Consider the following 21,057-nt stretch of genomic DNA (forward strand, 5'->3'; position numbering starts at 1 on the left):
TAGTTAAATTTTATTGAGAATATAGTTTGAAAATTCGAGAGGAGACATATAAAGATGAACAAGAAATTATTTACTTTAGGGATGGTTACAGTTTTAAGTGTAGGTTTAGCGGCATGTAATAGTGCGGATAAAACTTCAGGCGAGCAAAAACAACAGACAAAAGCTACGGAAACGAAAAAAGATGAAAAACGAAAAATCACATATTTAGGTAAAGAGTATACAGTGCCAGCAAAAGTAGATAAAATTGCGACAGCTAGTTTAGAGTCAATGGAAGATGCGGCAGTACTTGGAATTAAACCAGTTGGTGCCATTACTGTAGGTGGTAAATTACCAAAATATCTTGAAAAAGAGTTAGAAGGTGCGAAATCTGTTGGTGAGAAAATGCAACCCAATTTCGAAACATTACTACAATTAAAACCAGATGTTATTACATCGAGTACGAAATTCCCAGCAGAAACAGCTGAAAAGTTTACGAAAGTAGCTCCTACATTCCCGGTATCACACGTTTCAACAAATTGGGAAGATAACTTAAAGTTAATGGGAGAATTAACTGGTAAAAAAGATAAAGCAGAAAAAATTATTAAGGATTACAATTCGGACGCTGAAAAAGCAAAAGCAAAACTAGGAGATAAGTTAAAAGATAAAAAAGTACTTGTCATAAGACTAAGAGCAAACGAATTATTCCTATATCCAGAAGGAGTATACTTCAACCCTGTAATTTATAAAGATCTTGGACTAACTGCTCCAGAACAATTGAAAACTGTAAAAGCACAAGAGAAAATTTCATTTGAAAAACTTGCTGAACTTAACCCAGATTATATTTTCTTACAATATGAGGCAAGTGAAAATAAAAACCCGAAAGTGTTAGAAGAAATTGAAAGTAATCCAATTTGGCAAAGTATGAATGCTGCGAAGGAAAAGAAAGTATTTGTAAATGTTGTAGATCCAATGGCACAAGGTGGTACAGCTTGGAGTAAAACAGCATTCTTAAAAGAAGCCGTGAAAAATTTATCTAAATAATACAACAAGTAAGGTGCGTTGAATGATATGCAGAAAACAAATGCAGTACCAGTAACTATATTATGTATAGCACCCATACTCATCTTATTTACAGTTATACTTTCGATTTTGTATGGGGCAAAAAGTATTGACGCTGAAACAGTGTGGAACGCATTATTTCATTTTGATTCAAGCGATGTAAATCATAATATTATTATTACTTCACGTTTACCAAGGGTAGTTGCAGCTCTTTTAGTCGGAGCATTTCTAGCCATATCAGGAGCACTTATGCAGGGGATGACAAGAAACTATCTTGCATCCCCTTCTATTATGGGTGTGACGGATGGCGCTGCCTTTGTTATTACACTTAGCATGATTTTTCTTCCGGGAATGTCATCAATTGGTATGGTTTTATGTTCAATGATTGGTTCTGCACTAGGAGCCGGTATCGTGTTTGGTTTTGGTTCGCTCCTTCAAAATGGCTTATCACCAGTTAGGTTAGCGATTATAGGAACAGTTATTGGAACATTTTTAAGTAGTGCATCGGCTGCAATGGCTTCGTATTTCCAAATTTCTCAAAATGTTAGTTTTTGGTTTAATGCAAAGTTAGATCAAGTAGATCCTAATATCATTAAAATCACGATACCGTTTGGGATAATTGGAATAATTTTAGCACTGTTAATATCAAAATCTATTACCATTCTTTCATTAGGCGAAGAGGTTTCTATTAATTTAGGGCAACGTACAAAACTAGTTAAAGCGATGGCAATTTTATCGGTAATTTTCTTAACAGGAACAGCAGTTGCTTTAGTGGGGAAAGTTGGTTTTGTAGGTTTAATTATTCCGCACATTACGCGCTTTATAATTGGGGTAGATTATAAGTGGATTTTGCCATGTGCAGGTGTTATTGGTGGCGTTTTCTTAGCGTTATGTGACGTTTTGAGTAGATTTGTAAACTATCCATTTGAAACACCTATTGGAGTCGTTACCTCTTTAATTGGAATTCCTTTCTTCCTTTATTTAATCCGTACTAGAGGAGGAGAGAGACATGCCTAAAAGTTCAAGTCAACGTTTCGGAATGACGATGGGGATTATTATATTTTTAATACTATGTGCTATTTATATTAGTTTAACAAATGGTACGTTCGATATTACGATTACAGATGTATTTAAAACACTGTTTAGAATTGATCCAGTACCAGAACATGATTTAGTTATTTTTGAGTTTCGCCTTCCGCGCATCGTAATTGCTGGATTAGTAGGATTAGGCCTTGGTGTTGCGGGTGCCGTTATTCAAGGGATTACGAGAAATGGGTTGGCGGACCCAGGTATTTTAGGCGTAAATGCCGGAGCAGGAACAGCGATTGTCATTTTTATGTTTTTCTTTCAAGGGCAATTAAAAAGCACAGACTGGGTTTCTATTATGATGATGCCAATGTTTGGTTTAGTAGGCGGATTAGGTGCAGCTATCATCATTTATCTGTTTTCTTGGAAAAACGGTAAATTAGATTCGCAGCGACTTTTATTAACAGGGATTGCAATTGGATCAGGATTTGGAGCCTTTTCTATGTACTTATCACTCAAAATGAAGTCAACTGATTTTGAAATGGCTGCAGTGTGGGTGTCTGGAAGCATATATAGTGCAAACTGGAAGTATATTGTGGCTATGTTACCATGGCTTATTATCTTAATTCCGCTTATACAAAAGAAAGCTTATTTATTAGATTTATTTCAATTGGAAGAAACGAGTATTACAAGTTTAGGTGTTTCAGTAGAAAGAGAGAAATCGATTTTACTATTAAGTAGTATCGGGCTTGTGAGCGCATGTGTTGCTGTTTCAGGGAGTATCGGTTTTATTGGCTTAATGGCACCGCATATAGCGAAAAGGCTTGTCGGTATTCAACATAAGTATATAATTCCTACGTGCGGCGTAATCGGAATGTTTCTTGTAATTGCTTCAGACTTTATTGCGAAAACAGTTTTTACACCTGTAGAGCTACCAGTTGGAATCGTTATTTCTATTGTCGGTGTACCGTATTTCTTATATTTACTTTATAAGGCGAAAGCGTAAGAGGAGGAATAAAAGTGAGTATTTTAAGTGCAAAAAATTTAGAAACAAGTTATGAAAAGCTTACAGTGTTTCGCGATTTAAATGTGGAAATACAAGAAGGAAAAGTAACGACAATTATAGGTCCAAACGGTTGCGGTAAATCGACATTGTTAAAAACAATGGGAAGAATTTTAAAACAAAAAAGCGGTAAAGTATATTTGCAAGGACAGGATTTACATACAATTCCAACGAAAGAAATTGCGAAGCAGTTAGCTTTACTCCCGCAAACTCCAATTGCACCAGGTGAGCTTAAAGTGGAAGAATTAATTTCTTATGGACGCTATCCACATCGAAATAACGTAAATAAGTTAACGACAAAAGATAAAGAAATGATTGATTGGGCATTAGATATAACGAAAACTTCTGAATTTCGAACGAGACAAATTGCAAATTTATCAGGTGGTCAAAGACAAAAGGTATGGCTAGCGATGGCATTAGCACAAGAGACAGAAGTGTTGCTATTAGATGAGCCAACTACATACCTTGATATGTCTCATCAATTAGATGTATTACAAATTGTGGAGAAGTTAAATAAAGAACATAATTGTACGGTTGTTATGGTATTACATGATATTAACCATGCAGCAAGATTTTCAGATGAAATTATTGCAATGAAGGAAGGAGAAATTGTTACAACTGGTAGCCCGGAAGAAATCATTACAAATGAAGTGTTAAAAGAAGTATTTCATATTGATGCACGTGTCATGATTGATCCGTATAACGGGGCTCCTGTTTGTTTCGGTTATGATAGCGTTGTATCTCAAGAAGAAAAAATCGAAATATATGTAACAAGTTAAAAAAGGGGGGATAGGGTGAATACTACAGTTGAAAAACAGCAGATTATAACATCTAATACAGAGCAGTGGAAAATGTATTCAAAATTAGAAGGTAAGGAATATCAAATTCATATTTCAAAGCCGAGGCAACCAGCACCGGATTCAGGATATCCTGTCATTTACGTATTAGATGGCAATGCCTTTTTTCAAACATTTCATGAAGCAGTTAAAATACAATCAGTAAGAGCGGAAAAAACCGGTGTTTCACCAGCTATTATAGTAGGAGTGGGTTATCCAATTGAAGGCGCATTTTCAGGGGAAGAAAGGTGCTATGATTTTACGCCTAGCGTAATTTCAAAAGATGCCCCTTTAAAACCAGACGGTAAACCGTGGCCTAAAACAGGAGGAGCACATAATTTCTTTACTTTTATTGAAGAAGAACTGAAACCACAAATTGAAAAGAATTTTGAGATTGATAAAGGTAAGCAAACTTTATTTGGGCATTCGTTAGGTGGCCTATTCGCTTTGCATATACTATTTACAAACTTGAATGCTTTTCAAAATTACTTTATTAGTAGTCCATCTATATGGTGGAATAATAAATCCGTTCTTAAAAAAGAAGAGAACCTTATAATTGAATTAAACAATGCTAAGTTTGAAACAGGAGTGTTCCTTACAGTTGGATCACTTGAACGAGAGCATATGGTTGTAGGTGCAAATGAATTATCAGAGCGCCTTCTCCAAGTAAATCACGATAAACTTAAATTTAAGTTTTATGAAGCTGAAGGGGAGAATCATGCATCTGTTGTGCCGACGTCTTTAAGTAAAGGATTGAGGTTTATTAGTTACGTATAGGAAAAAAGGTTATGGATAAAACATTCCATAACCTTTTTTAATATGTAGAATTGTCCTTTTCGAAAGCTTTGTTTCAACTTTTCGTCTAAAGAGACAAAAAGTTGTCACAAATCGGTCACAATTAGCATAAACATAAAATAGACGAAATGAACTTATTTCCAAAAAGGCTTGGTTTATTTCAATCATGATTCGTAGAGTTGAAAAAGCATGGATTAAAAGTTCACTATATTCCCAAGGAGGTAGATCGTATGAAAACTATTCTTGCTATCGCTGGACTTATTTGGGTTCTATCGCATGGCATTCCAATTTATGAAGGAGAACAAATTCGCAGTGCTCTAAATAAAAATTTTAATGAATATCATATCATTGATCGGCAAGATAATGTTGTGACAGTTCGAGTAAATGACTGTTTTCATACGGTAACCGTTGAAGGAACTTCAGTAGTGAATGATACAAAAGTATGTGATCAGCAATAATTATATATGGAAAGAAAAATTCTTGGATTAAATATCTGAAAATTTAAATTTAAACATTATAGACGAAGAATAAGCGGGGGCGGGTAATCCCCGCTTATTCTTGTTTCACTTTATTGAATTTTGATGAGAGATATAATGATTTTTTTGGCAAAAAGGAAAGGGTATACTGAAAATTGAGATTAAGAAGCTAATGAGTTGTTAAGAATAATCATAAAGTGTAAATATACTCTTATGGGGTATCATGCGTAGATATTTAATGCTATAATTGGTATACTCATAAAAAACAATTGTTTTATTGGATGAAGAGAAACTTTAAGAAGGTGATAATATGGATCATAAAGAGCATGAAGCAGTAACACATAGATCAGAAAAAGAAAAAGAACAGATTATAAATAGATTAAAGAGAATTGAAGGACAGGTCCGCGGTATTCAAAACATGATTGAAAATGATCGTTATTGCGTAGATATTTTAGTGCAAATTTCAGCGATTAATGCAGCAATGAAAAAAGTAGGGATGGGCGTTCTCAAAAATCATACGAGTCATTGTGTTTCAGGAGCTATTAAAAATGGAAATGGTGACGAAGCAATTGAAGAATTAATGACAGTATTTGAACGTTTTTCAAAAGCGTAAAAACAAGCTAGTATTTAACTGGCTTGTTTTTTTGTTTACCCTCATATTGGATTTTGGTGTATTGTAGTGAAAAAGTGTGTGTAAAATAAACTTTTAGAAAATAATTGAAAAATCATGATACAAAACCATTGATTACCTTAGGGGGGTATGGTAAGATGTAATTATGATTAACAAACAATGAATAAACAAGAGGAGGATTTTAAATGGAACAGTTAACATTACAAGTTGAAGGTATGTCTTGTGGACATTGTGTAAATGCTATCGAAAGCAGTGTGAAAGAGCTAAACGGTGTTGAACAAGTGAAGGTTCAATTAGCAGAAGGAACTGTTGAAGTTACTATCGACTCGTCTGCTGTAACATTAAAAGATATCGTTGCTGTAATCGAAGATCAAGGATACGATGTTCAATAATTATTTTTAGATATGGAAATAAATCGTACTTTAAATGAAGTACGATTTATTTTGCTAATAATTATACCTCATAAGGGTATATAGAGGTGAGAGACATGAATGAAAAAAAAGAGGCCAATCTTCAAATATCAGGAATGACATGTGCGGCATGTGCAAATAGAATTGAAAAAGGTCTAAAAAAAGTAGAAGGTGTTCATGAGGCAAATGTAAATTTTGCGCTTGAAAAAACAAAAATAATGTACGATCCAACTAAAACAAATCCGCAACAATTTAAAGAAAAAGTTGAATCATTAGGATATGGAATTGTAAGTGATAAAGCTGAATTTACTGTTTCAGGAATGACATGTGCAGCATGTGCAAATAGAGTTGAAAAGCGTTTAAATAAGTTAGATGGTGTGAACAAGGCGACAGTAAATTTTGCTTTAGAATCAGCCACAGTAGACTTTAACCCTGATGAAGTTAATGTAAATGAAATGAAGAGCGCGATTACGAAGCTAGGATATAAATTAGAAGTGAAACCAGATGATCAAGATGCATCAACTGATCATCGATTACAAGAAATTGAAAGACAAAAGAAGAAGTTTATTATTTCGTTTATTTTATCTTTCCCATTATTATGGGCAATGGTTAGTCATTTCTCATTTACGTCATTTATTTATTTACCAGATATGTTAATGAACCCTTGGGTGCAACTAGCACTTGCAACTCCTGTTCAATTTATCATTGGTGGACAGTTTTATGTTGGGGCTTATAAAGCGTTACGCAATAAAAGTGCTAATATGGATGTCCTCGTGGCACTTGGAACGTCGGCCGCGTATTTCTATAGTGTATATTTAAGTATTCAATCTATTGGTTCTTCGGAACATATGACAGATTTATATTTTGAAACGAGTGCGGTACTTATTACATTAATTATTTTAGGTAAATTATTTGAAGCGAAAGCAAAAGGGCGCTCATCAGAAGCAATTAAAAAATTGATGGGTTTACAAGCGAAGACAGCTACAGTTGTGCGAGATGGAACAGAAATAAAAATTTTGATTGAAGAAGTAGTAGCTGGTGATATCGTCTATGTAAAGCCTGGTGAAAAAATACCAGTAGATGGTGAGATTGTAGAAGGAAAATCAGCGATTGATGAATCGATGTTAACGGGTGAAAGTATTCCTGTTGATAAGTCAATTGGGGATGTAGTAATAGGTTCGACAATAAATAAAAATGGTTTTTTAAAAGTGAAAGCAACTAAAGTAGGCAGAGATACTGCATTAGCTCAAATCATTAAAGTAGTAGAAGAGGCACAAGGTTCAAAAGCTCCTATTCAAAGGGTAGCGGATCAAATTTCAGGTATTTTTGTACCGGTTGTAGTTGTGATTGCGATTATCACATTTGCAGTATGGATGATATTTGTTACACCTGGTGATTTTGGCGGAGCACTTGAGAAAATGATAGCAGTACTTGTTATCGCTTGTCCATGTGCATTAGGTCTTGCAACGCCTACATCTATCATGGCAGGATCAGGAAGATCGGCTGAGTATGGTATTTTATTTAAAGGTGGAGAGCATTTAGAAGCAACGCACCGATTAGATACAGTTATTCTAGATAAAACAGGTACTGTGACAAACGGAAAGCCTGTGTTAACAGATATAATTGTAGCAGATGGATTCCATGAAGAAGAAATACTACGTTTAGTAGGTGCGGCAGAAAAAAATTCTGAACACCCACTTGCAGAAGCGATTGTAGAAGGAATTAAAGAAAAGAAAATTGATATTCCAAGTTCAGAAACGTTTGAAGCGATTCCTGGATTCGGTATCGAATCAGTCGTAGAAGGAAAACAATTATTAATTGGCACACGTCGATTAATGAAGAAATTCAATATTGATATTGAAGAAGTTTCAAAATCAATGGAAGAGCTAGAACGAGAAGGAAAAACAGCAATGCTTATTGCAATCGATAAAGAATATGCTGGTATAGTTGCCGTTGCAGATACTGTGAAAGATACTTCAAAAGCAGCTATCGCAAGACTGAAAAAAATGGGTCTAGACGTTGTGATGATTACAGGAGATAATACACAAACTGCTCAGGCGATTGCAAAGCAAGTTGGTATTGATCACGTAATTGCAGAAGTATTGCCAGAAGGAAAAGCAGAAGAAGTGAAAAAACTGCAAGCAAATGGTAAGAAAGTAGCGATGGTTGGAGATGGGATAAATGATGCTCCTGCTCTTGCTACAGCGAACATTGGTATGGCAATTGGAACGGGAACGGATGTAGCGATGGAAGCAGCGGATATAACGTTAATCCGCGGTGATTTAAATAGTATTGCTGATGCGATCTTTATGAGTAAAATGACGATAAGAAATATTAAACAAAATTTATTCTGGGCATTAGCTTATAACGCGTTAGGAATTCCAATTGCGGCATTAGGCTTCTTAGCCCCTTGGGTTGCTGGAGCAGCGATGGCATTTAGTTCTGTATCCGTTGTATTAAATGCATTACGATTACAAAGAGTTAAATTAAAATCTTAAAAAGCTACATTAAGTAATTGAATAGAATTAAAAAACAATACTTTGAATAAGTATTGTTTTTTTGTTCGTATAGAAATTAAAACGATATAATAAAGAAGAATTATTGAATCGTATGTAGTAGAAAAGTTAAGAGGTAGTTTGGTAAGGAGACTTATATATGTTAAAAGATATTATAGTTAGAACATTTCAGAAAGAAGATTTAAATCGAGTATTACAATTGTTCTATGAAACAGTTCATACGGTTAATGCAAAAGATTATAATGAGTTACAGCTACAGGCATGGGCACCAGATCGACTAGATAGAGAAAGCTGGTTAAAGTCTTTAGAAAAGAATATTAGTTATGTAGCGGATCATAACGGTGTGATAGTCGGATTTGGAGATTATAATGAGGATCATTACGTAGATCGTTTATTTACACATAAATATTATCAAGGGAAAAGGATAGCCTCATCCATATTACAGAAGTTAGAAAAAGAAGCAGTGAACCTAGGGCATAGGGAAATCTATACAGAAGCGAGTATTACAGCAAAACCTTTCTTTGAAAGTAAAGGTTTTATTTGCATAAAGGAACAAAAGAAACAGCATAATGGTCAGATTTTTATTAATTATGTTATGAAAAAAATATCCTTCTCATAAATGAGAAGGATATTTTTCATTATTTTACAGCTTCTTTTAGTTCTTTACCAGCTTTGAAAGCAGGTACTTTAGAAGCTGCGATTTGCATTTCTTCACCAGTTTGTGGGTTACGGCCTGTACGAGCAGCTCTTTCACGAACTTCGAATGTACCGAATCCGATAAGTTGTACTTTTTCACCAGCAGCTAAAGTGTTAGTGATTGATTCTACTACAGTTTGTACAACTACAGTAGCTTCTTTTTGAGAAATCTCAGCATTTTGTGCTACGTTTTTAATTAATTCTGTTTTGTTCATGTTTTTCACCTCATATGTAAATAATGCTATTTAAGTTGTTATTATAACGTATAAAACATTCGAGAACAAGTGTACGTACATATATTCGCAAAAAAAATGAAATTTGTAATATTTTTTAGGACATTTTATAGACATTCCATTTAAGCGGACAGAGATTTGTTCTTCATTTCAGTCTTCTCTTGATGAGAAGGTAGTTTCTTATTATAAGATATGAAGTAAGGTAGTGCTACAAATAACATACCTCCTACTAAATTTCCAAAGAAAACAAAAATAAAGTTTGGAAAATATTCAGCCCAAGTGAAATGACCGGCAAAAATTGCGGCTGGGATGACAAACATATTTGCTACAACGTGTTGAAATCCAATCGCAACAAAAGTCATAACTGGGAACCAAATACCGATAATCTTTCCGATAAATTCTTTACTTCCCATACTGAGCCAAACAGCTAAACAAACGAGCCAATTACATCCGATTGCAGAAATAAATGCTTGCAATGGTGTATCTTGTAGTTTCGCTTGAGCGATAGAAATAGTTTTCGCTAAAAAAGCTCCTTCAGTTAAGCCGACGATATGACCGAAAAAATAGGCTACGAATACAGCTCCTATGAAATTGCTAAATGTAACAATAACTAAATTTCGTATGAAATAAAATAAAGTAATTTTCTTTTGGAGCCAGGCCATAGAAACTGTCATCATGTTACCAGTTACTAGTTCACCGCCTGCAAGAATAACGAGAATGAGACCAACAGGGAATACAGCAGCGCCTAGAAAACTAGAAAATGATCCCCAATATTTTGGCATTGTCCCAATAACATGAATATCGAGTAAATACCCTAATGCGATAAAAGCGCCACCAAAAAAACCAAGAATTAGCATAGGGAGCAATGATAAATGAGCTTTTTTCCTTCCTGAATTCGCAGCAAGTTCCGTAATTTCTTCTGGTGTAAATACAGACATGAATAACCCCTCCGTAATAAAATGATGGAATGAATAGAAAAAATTTCAAAAATCTATGTATTATAAAAATATGTTATGACTTCTGTATAAAATTGTCAAAGTGAATAGAGAGGGAATTACATATTGATAACATTGTTCATGTTGTGACATGAATGTAACAATAAGGATTTAAAGTGTTTCTAGAGGTGAAAACATGAATACGAATTATGTAAAAAAAGAACGAAAAAAATCAATCGTAAAGATATTTATTATTAGTTTTATAAGTATATTAATGATACCAGTAAGTTTGTATTATTATGCGACAGAAATAGAACGAAAACTAGTAACAGTTACGTGGAATGAAATAGAAGCATCTACAATTCCTAAAGAGTTTAATAATAAAAAAATATTGCAGTTTTCAGATGTACATTTAGGGCCAGAGTTTACATTGAAGCAACTTGAACATTTGGTGGAGAAGATGAATGAAATACATCCAGATATCGTAGTTTTTACTGGAGATTTAATAGATAAATTTGGGTCTTATAGTGCGGAAAGAGAAGAAGCAAAGGCTATTTTGCAGAAAATTTACGCGCCCTTAGGGAAATATGCTGTGTTTGGGAATCATGATAGGGGCGGGGGCGGTAGTTTATTTTACAAAAAATATATGGAGGAAGCTGGTTTTTCTGTATTAGTAAATGAAGTGCAGAAAATTAAAGTGGAAAACGGCAAATATATTACAATATCAGGTTTAGATGATTTTCTATTAGGGAAGCCACAAATAGATTCAACTTTAAAAAACTTGAAACAAAATGATTTCAACATGTTATTAGTACATGAGCCGGATGTTGTAACCAAAATAAATCGTTACCCAATGGATCTTCAACTGTCAGGACATAGTCACGGAGGACAAGTCCAAATTCCTTTTGTAGGTCCATTAATTACTACCAAACTAGCTGAGAATTATGTTGAAGGTATGTATGAAGTAGAGGGGAAGAGTAAGCTGTTATATTTATATGTAAATCGTGGCATTGGGACTACTAGGATGCCTGTTAGATTTTGGAGTGTACCTGAACTTTCAGTTTTTGTGTTGAAGCAAAATAGTAACTAATGTATTCAATTCCACATCATCATTCTCAATTTGATTTTGATGAACGAGAGGTGGTAATTTGTGGTAAATAAAAAACAACAATAGGTCCTATAACCTATTGTTGTTTTTTATTATTTTTGCAAGGAAAGACCATCAAAATATGTTCTATAGTTACTAGAGAATTCAAAGTTGTTTTTTGCATCCCAATTAATAGACCAAGACATTAGGCCGCGGAATGCAGGATAGCCACTCTGGTTAGAAAGTTTATACTTTCCTCCGAACGGAACTCCTTTAATGATATAATTTAAAGCTTTTTTCATTTCAGTTGGCGAAATGTATCCACCACTTGGAGCTGCCGCTGGTGCTGCTGGAAGCCCAATCATAACTTGATCTGAGCGAAGAGCTGGGAAAATGTTATTTGGATTACCACCTACAGGAAAACCATGTAAGAGCATATCTGCCATAGCGACTTCGTAGTCTGCAGTACCTTGATTGTAGTTATTACCGTCCATTCCAACCCCGCTGCCAGCGTTGTAGTGTTGAACGTGAATGTATGTTAGTTTATCTTTCACTCCGTAAATAATTGGTAAATATGCACCCCAGATACTTCCGTATGCGCTATAACCGCCTTGAACATAAGCTGTTTCAGGAGCCATGCTTAATAGAAAATCTGGACCATAATGATCTGAGATTGTTCGAATAGCTGATATAAGATTTACGATTTGGGGAGTAGTTGGGTTTTTGAAATTAATGTCATTTCCGTTTAAGTAAATACCTGATTCAAGGTCAATATCTATTCCATCAAAACCGTATTTATCGATTAGAGATTGTATGGAATTAATAAAACGTTGCTTAGCGGCATTGTCAGGAAGTAAAACGACTCCATTTTGTCCTCCTATTGAAAGAACTACTTTCTTTCCTTTACTTTTTAAATAAGAAATATCTGATTTGAAGTCTGCATCTGTACCATACACAGGAGAAAATTCAACAGTGGAACGATCACCACCAGTTTCACCAAAAGATACATTGATTACATCCCATTTTGGTGAAACGTCTTTTAATTTAATAATGCCAGTACCGTTATCAAAGTTATGCCAGTATCCAACGAGTAATTTTGAACCTAAATTGTTTGCTGCTTGTGTTTGGAAAGGGGATAGCGGTAGTAGTAAGAACAGTACTAAAATACAACAAAAAAATTTGAACTTGTTTAACATATCAACACTCCTATACAAAAAGTTGTCTAGATGTATAATCTTGTTTGTTTAATAATATCTGAAAATTCTTTCTTTTGTAAGAGGACTATAATTTTCTCAACAATTGTGTGTGGGAAAGTATTAAACCTAATGAAATAATTTTTGAAGGAGATTGAATTGCAATTGTTAAATTCAGAATATTTTGATATATTTTAACGTATAGAACAAAATCTTTCGCACAGTACTCTTACATAAATTTCAAAATTTAGTTTGGAAGGGGATGTACAAGAGTTGGATAAAAATCTAAAGAAAGATCTCAAAATACGCCACATTACAATGATCTCAATTGGCGGCGTAATAGGGGCTGGTTTGTTTGTTGGAAGTGGTGCCGTTGTACATTCGGCAGGACCTGGTTCTATCGTTTCATATGCATTAGCAGGACTTCTAGTCATTTTCGTCATGAGAATGCTAGGAGAAATGGCAGCTGTAAATCCGACAAGTGGTTCATTTGCAACGTATGCAAGAGAAGCAATTGGTCCATGGGCGGGTTATACAATAGGCTGGTTATACTGGTTTTTCTGGGTAATTGTTATTGCAATAGAAGCCACAGCAGGTGCTGGTATTATCCAATATTGGATTCCACAAATACCGCTATGGTTATTAAGTTTAATATTAACAATTTTATTAACGCTGACGAACGTTTTTTCGGTGAAATCATTTGGAGAGTTTGAATATTGGTTTTCTTTTATTAAAGTAATAAGTATTGTTTTGTTCCTTTGTCTAGGTCTTGCTGTTATTTTAGGATTTGTTCCAGGAACAGAAGCACCCGGCACTTCGAATTTAATTGGACAAGGTGGGTTTATGCCAAACGGTATAAGTTCGGTCTTGCTTGGAATTACTGTTGTTATATTTTCATTTATGGGATCAGAGATTGTAGCAGTAGCGGCTGGTGAATCTGCAGAACCTGTAAAAGCAGTAAAAACAGCAACAAACAGTGTGATTTGGCGTATTCTTGTATTTTTTATTGGGTCTATAGCGGTAGTTGTTACGCTACTGCCATGGAATTCAGCTAACATATTAAAAAGTCCATTTGTAGCTGTACTTGAACATATAGGAATACCAGCGGCAGCACAAATTATGAATTTTATCGTTTTAACAGCTGTACTTTCTTGCTTAAATTCAGGCTTATATACAAATTCAAGAATGCTTTTTTCAATGGCAGAAAGAGGAGATGCGCCAAAGTCATTTTTAAAATTGAACAGTAGTGGTGTTCCTGTTCGAGCGGTTTTATTTGGAACGGTCTTCGCTTATATTGGAGTTGTTTTTAGTTACATTTCTCCAGATAAAGTCTTTTTGTTTTTAGTGAATGCATCTGGCGGGATTGCGTTACTAGTTTATCTCGTTATTGCAGTTTCGCATTTAAAGATGCGTAAAAAAATGGGGAAAGTAGAACAAAAAAATTTGAAAGTGAAAATGTGGCTTTTTCCGTATGTAACGTATGTTACAATTGCTGCTATTATAGCAGTTTTAGTTGCGATGTTCGCAATTGATACTTTACGTTCACAAGCACTTTTAACAATGTTTGTTACAGTTCTTATCATACTTTCTTATTTTATTTTTAATAGAAATAAAAATAGCACAGTTTTGAATCCTAAAAGTAAGAATGAGGAATCTGTTCGATTCTAATTTTCTTATTTTCGAAGAGAGTTACACCCAGTCATTGCTATAAAAGAATCATATATAATCATAGAAACAAGTAATTACTATTGTCATAGTGGATATAAACTTTTTTCTTGACTTTTTATACGAAGGCGAGCAAAATGGTAAAAAAGGAAGGGGGGGATGATGATGGAAGAGTACGTATTAGAGCTGTATAACCTGTTATATACGACAGAATGGCAAGATATTGTTTCGTTTCTAGGAATAGTATTTTGCATGAAAATTGTAATTGTATATATGGAAGAGCAAGGTATGTTCTATTCCTTCTCATCTCCGTTCGATGTGCAGCGCGAGCCGTTGCTAAACTATGCCAATGTGAATTACGAACAATTTCCTTTTGTAGTTTTCTTTATGATTCGATTTATTACAGCAATTGTAAAGAAGAAGGAAAGTGATGATGAAGAGTGCCACGCAACTTGTAAGGTAGCTAACGTTTTTTAAGCTAAATACAAGGAGGAGATTTATATGTGGTTTCGATTTCTTATGATTGGTTTCTTTTCATTAACAGCAATTTCATTAATGGGATATCAAGTGTCTGAAATTTTTCAAGCATATAGCGATACATTTTTTAACAAAAATTAATCGCGTTGCTATTTGAATAATAAAGCGATAAAATCCTTCTTAAGAAGTTTTATTAAGAAGGATTTTTTTCTTTGTTTTGTCTTGCTGTGTCAAACTATTGTCACATTTACACTGTGAATAATATGTTAAAATAGTGAGGTTACGTATACATACTTGAAGGAAGAGGGAGTGACCATTTTGGTGGATCAATCAACAAATCAGAAAAGCTATGCTCCTATTGTGATAACGCTTTCTGTAATTGTAAATGCGATTATTTTATTTTTGTTCTTTGGACCTGTTGGCTATGAAGGAGAAGTACATTTTGATGTAACGATTTTACCAATGTTAAACGCGATTTTTAATAGCTTTACGTTCGTATTTTTATTAGCAGCGTTATTCTCTATTATTAAAAAGAATGTGAAAATGCATCGTGGTTTCATCCTTGCAGCATTTACGACAACTTTACTATTTTGTGTGTCGTATTTATCGTATCATTACTTAGCACCGGCAACACATTTTGGCGGAGAAGGATTCATTAAATATGTGTATTTCATCATTTTAATTACACATATTATCCTAGCAGCAATTATCGTACCACTTGCATTGTTTGCACTTGTATTTGGTTTTACAAATCAATTAACACGTCACCGTAAAATTGTACGTTGGACAATGCCAATTTGGTTATATGTAAGTTTATCTGGTGTTATTGTGTACTTAATGATCTCACCTTATTATCAATAAAAGTCTCAGCCTTTAGGCTGGGGCTTTTTTGTTAAGCAAATCTTTTTGTGAAATGAAAAAAATATGGTATACAAAAGTATAGTTGCTTTTCAAATAGAAGGGATGGTAAAGAAATATGCAAAATTTTGTATTTCGTAATCCAACGAAACTTATTTTCGGTAAAGATCAATTAGAACAGTTAAAAACTGAAATTCCACAGTTTGGTAAGAAGGTTCTTCTCGTATATGGAGGAGGCAGTATTAAAAGAAACGGTATTTATGATAATGTGATTTCTATTTTAAAGGATATTAATGCAGAAGTATTTGAATTGACGGGTGTTGAACCGAATCCTCGTGTATCAACTGTAAAGAAAGGGATTCAAATTTGTAAAGATAATGGAGTCGAATTTATTTTAGCAGTTGGTGGAGGAAGTGTAATCGACTGTACGAAAGCGATTGCTGCTGGTAGTAAATATGATGGAGATGTATGGGATATTGTAACGAAAAAAGCATTTGCTAGTGAGGCATTACCATTTGGTACTGTACTTACTCTTGCTGCGACAGGTTCTGAAATGAATGCAGGCTCGGTAATTACAAATTGGGAAACGAATGAAAAGTATGGATGGGGAAGCCCAGTTACATTCCCGCAGTTTTCAATTTTAGATCCAGTTCATACTGCATCTGTGCCGAGAGATCAAACGATTTATGGTATGGTAGATATTATGTCACATGTATTAGAACAATATTTCCATCATGGAACGAATACAGAACTACAAGATCGTTATTGTGAATCTGTTTTAAAAACAGTAATTGAGACAGCTCCCAAGCTTTTAAGTGATTTAGAAAATTATGAACATAGGGAAACAATTTTATATTGCGGAACGATGGCGTTAAATGGTATTTTAGCGATGGGAGTAAGAGGTGACTGGGCAACTCATAATATTGAACATGCAGTTTCTGCTGTTCATGATATACCGCATGGAGGCGGCTTAGCAATTCTATTTCCTAACTGGATGAAGCATGTCGTAGATGAAAATGTAAGTCGTTTTAAACAGTTCGCTATTCGTGTATTTGAAATAGAAACAGATGGAAAAACAGATAAAGAAGTGGCGTTAGAAGGAATTGAGGCACTGCGTCAATTTTGGACTTCAATTGAAGCGCCAGCAACATTAGCTGATTACGGTATTGGAGAAAATGAAATTGATATAATGGCTAATAAAGCGATGGCGTATGGTGAATTTGGTAACTTTAAAAAATTAAATAAAGATGATGTTCTAAGTATATATAAAGCTTCTTTATAAGTGAATTTAGAAAAGAAACCTTTTTGATTGTTTGATCGAATAGGTTTCTTTTTTTGCTTTTTATAAACGTTTATGAATGTTTGTGATTATTTTTGATTGTTTATGGTTGATTTTTGTGACCGTTTTCATTATACTGTAATCAAAGAAGAGGTGAATAAAATGTTAACTCCTGAACGTCATCAAATGATATTGCAACTTGTAAAAGAACAGAAAGTTGTAAAATTACAGCAATTAGTTGAAAGAACAGAAAGCTCTGAGTCGACAATTCGCCGTGATTTAGCACAATTGGAAAAGCAAAGGTTATTAAAAAGAGTTCATGGTGGTGCCGCTGTTTTAACAGGAAAAGGGCAAGAACCAACGATGGTTGAAAAATCATCCAAAAACATTCAAATAAAACAACAAATTGCTAATTATGCAGCTAGCGTTGTTGAACAAGGTGATTGTATTTATTTAGATGCGGGGAGTACAACATTTGAAATGATTCCATTTTTAATCAATAAAGATGTTACTGTCGTTACGAATGGACTTATGCATATTGAAGCTTTAGTTGAAAATAATATTCGTGCGTATTTACTAGGCGGAATGATGAAGAGTAGGACGAAAGCTTTAATCGGTGCTATGGCACAGGAAAGTATGCAGAAGTATCGCTTTGATAAATGTTTTTTAGGTGCAAATGGTGTACATGAACAGCTTGGCTTTACAACGCCAGATCCAGAAGAAGCGCTCCTAAAACAAATGGCACTAACATTAGCAAACGAAGGATATTTCTTAATTGATGAAAGTAAGTTTTCAGAAGTTGCGTTTGCGAAAATTGCAAATGTTGAAGATGCAAATATTATTACAAACCATTTAGAAATTGATTTAGAAAAATATAAAAAACAAACCAATGTAATTGAGGCTGATAAACAATGATCTATACAGTTACTTTAAACCCATCTATTGATTATGTAGTGCAAGTTCCTTCTTTTGATTTAGGAACAATAAATCGAGCGGAGAAAGATATGAAGTTTCCTGGAGGAAAAGGAATTAATGTTTCTCGTGTTCTTCAGCGTTTAGGTGTTAAAAATATAGCACTTGGATTTACTGGTGGATTTACTGGTCAATTTATTAAAGAGGTATTACATGACGAAGGTGTAACAACAAACTTCGTCCAAGTAGATGAAGATACTCGCATTAATGTGAAAATAAAAGGGAAAGAAGAAACAGAATTAAATGGCCAAGGTCCTATTGTAACAAAAGAGCAGTTCGAACAGTTAATGAAAAAAATTGAGAGTATGCAACCTGGAGATTGTGTTGTACTCGCTGGGAGTGTACCAGTCTCTATTCCAAGTACCTTTTACGAATCAATCGCTGCGTTTGGAGCTGAAAAAGGTATTCGTGTAGTAGTAGATGCAAGTGGAAGTGCACTGCAACATGTAATTAAAAATAAGCCATTTTTAATTAAGCCAAACCACCATGAACTTGGTGAGTTGTTTGGAGTGGAGCTTTCAACAGTAGAAGACATTTTACCTTATGGAAGAAAATTAATTGAACAAGGTGTAAAACACGTTATCGTATCGATGGCTGGAGAGGGAGCTTTATTATTTACGGCAGAAGGTATATATGAAGCGACTGTTCCAAAAGGTGTTGTAATTAATTCAGTTGGGGCCGGAGATTCTCTTGTTGCAGGGTTTGTAGGCAAATATGAACAGACAAAAGATATTGAAAAGGCATTTCAATACGGCGTTGCAACAGGGAGTGCAACAGCATTTTCAGCTGATTTATGTAAGAAGGAAAAAGTAGAAGAATTATTGTCGCAAGTAATTGTAGCTAAGCGATAGGGGGAAGCAACATATGAAAATTACAGAACTATTAAAAAGGGATACAGTCATTATGGATTTGACAGCTTCAAATAAAGAAGCTGTCATAGATGAATTAGTTGAGAAATTAAACGGGGCAAATCGTTTAAATAGTAAAACGGAATTTAAAGAAGCTATTTTAAAGCGGGAGTCCCAAACTACGACTGGAATAGGGGAAGGTATTGCAATACCTCATGCGAAGACAAAGGCTGTTAAACAACCATCGATTTGTTTTGGTAGAAGTGTAAGCGGTATCAATTATGAGTCGCTTGATGGACAACCGGCATACTTATTCTTTATGATTGCTGCAAGTGAAGGAGCGAATAATACTCATTTAGAAACGTTGTCTCGTTTATCGACATTATTAATGGATGAAGGGTTTCGCAAGCAACTATTAGAAGCGAAGGATGAAAGTGAGCTTCTTCAACTATTTGATGAAAAAGAGAATGAAAAAGAAGAAGAGATTGAAGTCGCAAAACCAGAAGGAAATGAACCGTACGTACTTGCTGTTACAGCTTGCCCAACTGGAATCGCTCACACATATATGGCGGCGGATAGCTTAAAAGCAAAAGCGGCAGAGTTAGGAATAGCGATTAAAGTTGAAACGAACGGATCAACAGGTATTAAAAACGGTTTAACGAAAGAGGATATTGAACGTGCAACAGCTATTATTGTTGCGGCAGATAAACAAGTAGAAATGAATCGTTTTGCTGGTAAACATGTCATTCAAGTGCCAGTTGCTGATGGGATTAGAAAAACGGAAAATCTGCTTAAACAAGCTGTCAAACAAGATGCACCAATCTTTAAAGGTGTAAAAGAGGATGGGAAAACAGAAAGTATTGAGAGAGAAAAAGGATTAGGAATTTATAAGCATTTAATGAGCGGTGTAAGTAATATGCTTCCATTCGTTGTTGGTGGCGGGATTTTAATAGCGCTAGCATTTTCGTTTGGTGGTATAAAGGCGGAAGGTCCTTTAGCTGAATTGTTCATGTCAATTGGTGGAGGAAAAACAGGTGCATTTTTATTCCTTGTACCAATTTTAGCTGGATTTATTGCAAGCTCTATTGCTGATCGTCCTGGTTTTATGCCTGGTGTTGTAGGTGGATTTTTAGCGGCGAATGCGAATGCTGGATTTTTAGGTGGATTAATTGCTGGTTTCTTAGCTGGATATGTTGTTTTAGGGTTAAAAAGATTATTTTCAGGACTACCAGTACAATTAGAAGGAATTAAACCTGTTTTGTTATATCCAGTCTTTGGATTATTGATTACAGGAGTTGTAATGCAAAAAGTAGTAATTCCGCCTGTAGTAGCATTAAATGAAATGTTGACAGGGTGGTTAAATGGTTTAAATGGTACGAATGCTATATTACTAGGTCTTATTTTAGGTGGTATGATGGCAATTGATATGGGTGGTCCAATTAATAAAGCGGCATTTACGTTTGGTATTGCTGCAATAGAAGCACAGAATTTTGGAGTGCACTCAGCAGTTATGGCTGGTGGTATGGTACCGCCACTTGCGATTGCATTCGCAACTACATTCTTTAAATCAAAGTTTACAGAAGCGGAACGTAAATCTGGTTTAACAAATTATATTATGGGAGCATCGTTCATTACAGAAGGTGCGATTCCGTTTGCAGCTGCAGATCCGGTTCGAGTAATCGTAAGTTGTGTTGTTGGTTCAAGTATTGCAGGTGCGTTATCTATGTTATTCCAAATTACATTACCGGCACCGCATGGTGGATTATTTGTAATAGCGTTAGTAAATAAACCGTTACTATATATTTTCTCTATATTAATTGGAACAATTGTCTCGGCTATTATGCTAGGTGTTTGGAAAAAGAAAGTTCAATAACAAATAAAAAGAGAGTAGCTTTTAGTGAAGTGACCCCTAAAAGTTAGACACGGTTATTTCATTAGGCAGCTTGATAAAAGTGAGTCCGGTATTGTACCGGGCTCATTTTTAATTTTGCCTTAATCCGTTTCGTATTATAATAATCTATAT

The 21,057-nt window shown here is 34.7% G+C and carries 22 protein-coding genes; 18 read left to right on the forward strand and 4 right to left on the reverse strand.

What is annotated here, in order from left to right; translation table 11 throughout:
* Window positions 1-54 precede the first annotated feature (54 nt).
* From H6481_RS03500 to H6481_RS03545, 10 genes are all read left to right on the forward strand, one after another.
* Window positions 55-1,020: an iron-hydroxamate ABC transporter substrate-binding protein gene (locus H6481_RS03500; RefSeq protein WP_001035506.1), complete on the forward strand. Its 966-nt coding sequence runs from the start codon at window positions 55-57 to the stop codon at window positions 1,018-1,020.
* Window positions 1,021-1,047: 27 nt separating this feature from the next.
* Window positions 1,048-2,055, forward strand: coding sequence for an iron ABC transporter permease (locus H6481_RS03505; RefSeq protein ID WP_023522807.1), 1,008 nt, complete (start codon window positions 1,048-1,050; stop codon window positions 2,053-2,055).
* Window positions 2,048-3,070, forward strand: coding sequence for an iron ABC transporter permease (locus tag H6481_RS03510; protein ID WP_023522806.1), 1,023 nt, complete (start codon window positions 2,048-2,050; stop codon window positions 3,068-3,070). The genes H6481_RS03505 and H6481_RS03510 overlap by 8 nt, the downstream gene beginning before the upstream one ends.
* A 14-nt stretch (window positions 3,071-3,084) precedes the next feature.
* Window positions 3,085-3,906, forward strand: coding sequence for an ABC transporter ATP-binding protein (locus H6481_RS03515; RefSeq protein ID WP_000025764.1), 822 nt, complete (start codon window positions 3,085-3,087; stop codon window positions 3,904-3,906).
* Between the two features lie 15 nt (window positions 3,907-3,921).
* The gene (locus tag H6481_RS03520; RefSeq protein WP_063548415.1) at window positions 3,922-4,740 is read left to right on the forward strand and encodes an alpha/beta hydrolase-fold protein; all 819 of its coding nucleotides are present in this window, start codon (window positions 3,922-3,924) and stop codon (window positions 4,738-4,740) included.
* A 248-nt stretch (window positions 4,741-4,988) separates the two neighbouring features.
* The gene (locus H6481_RS03525; protein ID WP_000849103.1) at window positions 4,989-5,216 is read left to right on the forward strand and encodes a hypothetical protein; all 228 of its coding nucleotides are present in this window, start codon (window positions 4,989-4,991) and stop codon (window positions 5,214-5,216) included.
* A 328-nt stretch (window positions 5,217-5,544) separates the two neighbouring features.
* The gene (locus tag H6481_RS03530) at window positions 5,545-5,847 is read left to right on the forward strand and encodes a metal-sensing transcriptional repressor (RefSeq protein WP_000349637.1); all 303 of its coding nucleotides are present in this window, start codon (window positions 5,545-5,547) and stop codon (window positions 5,845-5,847) included.
* Window positions 5,848-6,050: 203 nt separating this feature from the next.
* On the forward strand, window positions 6,051-6,257 hold the full coding sequence (gene copZ / locus H6481_RS03535) for a copper chaperone CopZ (protein ID WP_000436973.1): 207 nt from the start codon (window positions 6,051-6,053) through the stop codon (window positions 6,255-6,257).
* A 95-nt stretch (window positions 6,258-6,352) separates the two neighbouring features.
* Complete coding sequence (locus H6481_RS03540) at window positions 6,353-8,773, forward strand: heavy metal translocating P-type ATPase (RefSeq protein WP_001003176.1); 2,421 nt, start codon at window positions 6,353-6,355, stop codon at window positions 8,771-8,773.
* 157 nt (window positions 8,774-8,930) lie between these two features.
* Window positions 8,931-9,410 (forward strand): GNAT family N-acetyltransferase, encoded by a 480-nt coding sequence (locus H6481_RS03545; protein ID WP_078994042.1) that lies wholly within the window; start codon window positions 8,931-8,933, stop codon window positions 9,408-9,410.
* Window positions 9,411-9,429: 19 nt separating this feature from the next.
* Here H6481_RS03545 and H6481_RS03550 read toward each other — a convergent pair whose 3' ends face one another.
* Window positions 9,430-9,702: an HU family DNA-binding protein gene (locus tag H6481_RS03550; RefSeq protein ID WP_001043904.1), complete on the reverse strand. Its 273-nt coding sequence runs from the start codon at window positions 9,700-9,702 to the stop codon at window positions 9,430-9,432.
* 140 nt (window positions 9,703-9,842) lie between these two features.
* The gene (locus H6481_RS03555) at window positions 9,843-10,658 is read right to left on the reverse strand and encodes a formate/nitrite transporter family protein (protein ID WP_000110542.1); all 816 of its coding nucleotides are present in this window, start codon (window positions 10,656-10,658) and stop codon (window positions 9,843-9,845) included.
* 193 nt (window positions 10,659-10,851) lie between these two features.
* Here H6481_RS03555 and H6481_RS03560 point away from each other — a divergent pair, with 193 nt between their 5' ends.
* Window positions 10,852-11,745, forward strand: coding sequence for a metallophosphoesterase (locus H6481_RS03560; protein ID WP_023522802.1), 894 nt, complete (start codon window positions 10,852-10,854; stop codon window positions 11,743-11,745).
* Window positions 11,746-11,855: 110 nt separating this feature from the next.
* Here the strand turns inward: H6481_RS03560 and H6481_RS03565 are convergent, their stop codons facing one another.
* Window positions 11,856-12,938 carry a chitinase gene (locus tag H6481_RS03565; protein WP_023522801.1) on the reverse strand — a complete coding sequence of 361 codons (1,083 nt, stop codon included), beginning with the start codon at window positions 12,936-12,938 and terminating at the stop codon, window positions 11,856-11,858.
* Window positions 12,939-13,208: 270 nt separating this feature from the next.
* Between H6481_RS03565 and gabP the strand changes: the two genes are divergently transcribed.
* From gabP to H6481_RS03600, 7 genes are all read left to right on the forward strand, one after another.
* Entirely contained in the window at window positions 13,209-14,603 is a 1,395-nt protein-coding gene (gabP, locus tag H6481_RS03570; RefSeq protein ID WP_000360114.1) for a GABA permease, read from the forward strand.
* Between the two features lie 159 nt (window positions 14,604-14,762).
* Window positions 14,763-15,077 carry a hypothetical protein gene (locus H6481_RS03575; RefSeq protein WP_106824336.1) on the forward strand — a complete coding sequence of 105 codons (315 nt, stop codon included), beginning with the start codon at window positions 14,763-14,765 and terminating at the stop codon, window positions 15,075-15,077.
* 318 nt (window positions 15,078-15,395) lie between these two features.
* Window positions 15,396-15,938 carry a DUF420 domain-containing protein gene (locus H6481_RS03580; protein WP_000228315.1) on the forward strand — a complete coding sequence of 181 codons (543 nt, stop codon included), beginning with the start codon at window positions 15,396-15,398 and terminating at the stop codon, window positions 15,936-15,938.
* Window positions 15,939-16,053: 115 nt separating this feature from the next.
* Complete coding sequence (locus H6481_RS03585) at window positions 16,054-17,217, forward strand: iron-containing alcohol dehydrogenase (protein WP_001179068.1); 1,164 nt, start codon at window positions 16,054-16,056, stop codon at window positions 17,215-17,217.
* A gap of 159 nt (window positions 17,218-17,376) precedes the next feature.
* Window positions 17,377-18,129, forward strand: coding sequence for a DeoR/GlpR family DNA-binding transcription regulator (locus H6481_RS03590; RefSeq protein WP_000957288.1), 753 nt, complete (start codon window positions 17,377-17,379; stop codon window positions 18,127-18,129).
* Window positions 18,126-19,037 carry a 1-phosphofructokinase gene (gene pfkB, locus H6481_RS03595; RefSeq protein WP_023522800.1) on the forward strand — a complete coding sequence of 304 codons (912 nt, stop codon included), beginning with the start codon at window positions 18,126-18,128 and terminating at the stop codon, window positions 19,035-19,037. The genes H6481_RS03590 and pfkB overlap by 4 nt, the downstream gene beginning before the upstream one ends.
* Before the next feature lie 13 nt (window positions 19,038-19,050).
* Entirely contained in the window at window positions 19,051-20,907 is a 1,857-nt protein-coding gene (locus tag H6481_RS03600) for a PTS fructose transporter subunit IIABC (RefSeq protein WP_153218218.1), read from the forward strand.
* Window positions 20,908-20,968: 61 nt separating this feature from the next.
* Here the strand turns inward: H6481_RS03600 and H6481_RS03605 are convergent.
* A partial coding sequence (locus H6481_RS03605) for an IS3 family transposase (protein ID WP_139358419.1) occupies window positions 20,969-21,057 on the reverse strand: 89 nt, incomplete at its 5' end.

Origin of the sequence: Bacillus sp. ME78 (assembly GCF_903970865.1) — a bacterium.
Taxonomy (GTDB): domain Bacteria; phylum Bacillota; class Bacilli; order Bacillales; family Bacillaceae_G; genus Bacillus_A; species Bacillus_A cereus.

Coding starts and splice junctions, on each gene's coding strand:
- H6481_RS03585 (WP_001179068.1), top strand. CDS start 16,054: ATGCAAAATTTTGTATTTCGTAATCCAACGAAACTTATTTTCGGTAAA.
- H6481_RS03600 (WP_153218218.1), top strand. CDS start 19,051: ATGAAAATTACAGAACTATTAAAAAGGGATACAGTCATTATGGATTTG.
- H6481_RS03510 (WP_023522806.1), top strand. CDS start 2,048: ATGCCTAAAAGTTCAAGTCAACGTTTCGGAATGACGATGGGGATTATT.
- H6481_RS03505 (WP_023522807.1), top strand. CDS start 1,048: ATGCAGAAAACAAATGCAGTACCAGTAACTATATTATGTATAGCACCC.
- H6481_RS03555 (WP_000110542.1), bottom strand. CDS start 10,658: ATGTCTGTATTTACACCAGAAGAAATTACGGAACTTGCTGCGAATTCA.
- H6481_RS03550 (WP_001043904.1), bottom strand. CDS start 9,702: ATGAACAAAACAGAATTAATTAAAAACGTAGCACAAAATGCTGAGATT.
- pfkB (WP_023522800.1), top strand. CDS start 18,126: ATGATCTATACAGTTACTTTAAACCCATCTATTGATTATGTAGTGCAA.
- H6481_RS03545 (WP_078994042.1), top strand. CDS start 8,931: ATGTTAAAAGATATTATAGTTAGAACATTTCAGAAAGAAGATTTAAAT.
- copZ (WP_000436973.1), top strand. CDS start 6,051: ATGGAACAGTTAACATTACAAGTTGAAGGTATGTCTTGTGGACATTGT.
- H6481_RS03525 (WP_000849103.1), top strand. CDS start 4,989: ATGAAAACTATTCTTGCTATCGCTGGACTTATTTGGGTTCTATCGCAT.
- H6481_RS03565 (WP_023522801.1), bottom strand. CDS start 12,938: ATGTTAAACAAGTTCAAATTTTTTTGTTGTATTTTAGTACTGTTCTTA.
- H6481_RS03590 (WP_000957288.1), top strand. CDS start 17,377: ATGTTAACTCCTGAACGTCATCAAATGATATTGCAACTTGTAAAAGAA.
- H6481_RS03500 (WP_001035506.1), top strand. CDS start 55: ATGAACAAGAAATTATTTACTTTAGGGATGGTTACAGTTTTAAGTGTA.
- H6481_RS03540 (WP_001003176.1), top strand. CDS start 6,353: ATGAATGAAAAAAAAGAGGCCAATCTTCAAATATCAGGAATGACATGT.
- H6481_RS03560 (WP_023522802.1), top strand. CDS start 10,852: ATGAATACGAATTATGTAAAAAAAGAACGAAAAAAATCAATCGTAAAG.
- H6481_RS03530 (WP_000349637.1), top strand. CDS start 5,545: ATGGATCATAAAGAGCATGAAGCAGTAACACATAGATCAGAAAAAGAA.
- H6481_RS03575 (WP_106824336.1), top strand. CDS start 14,763: ATGATGGAAGAGTACGTATTAGAGCTGTATAACCTGTTATATACGACA.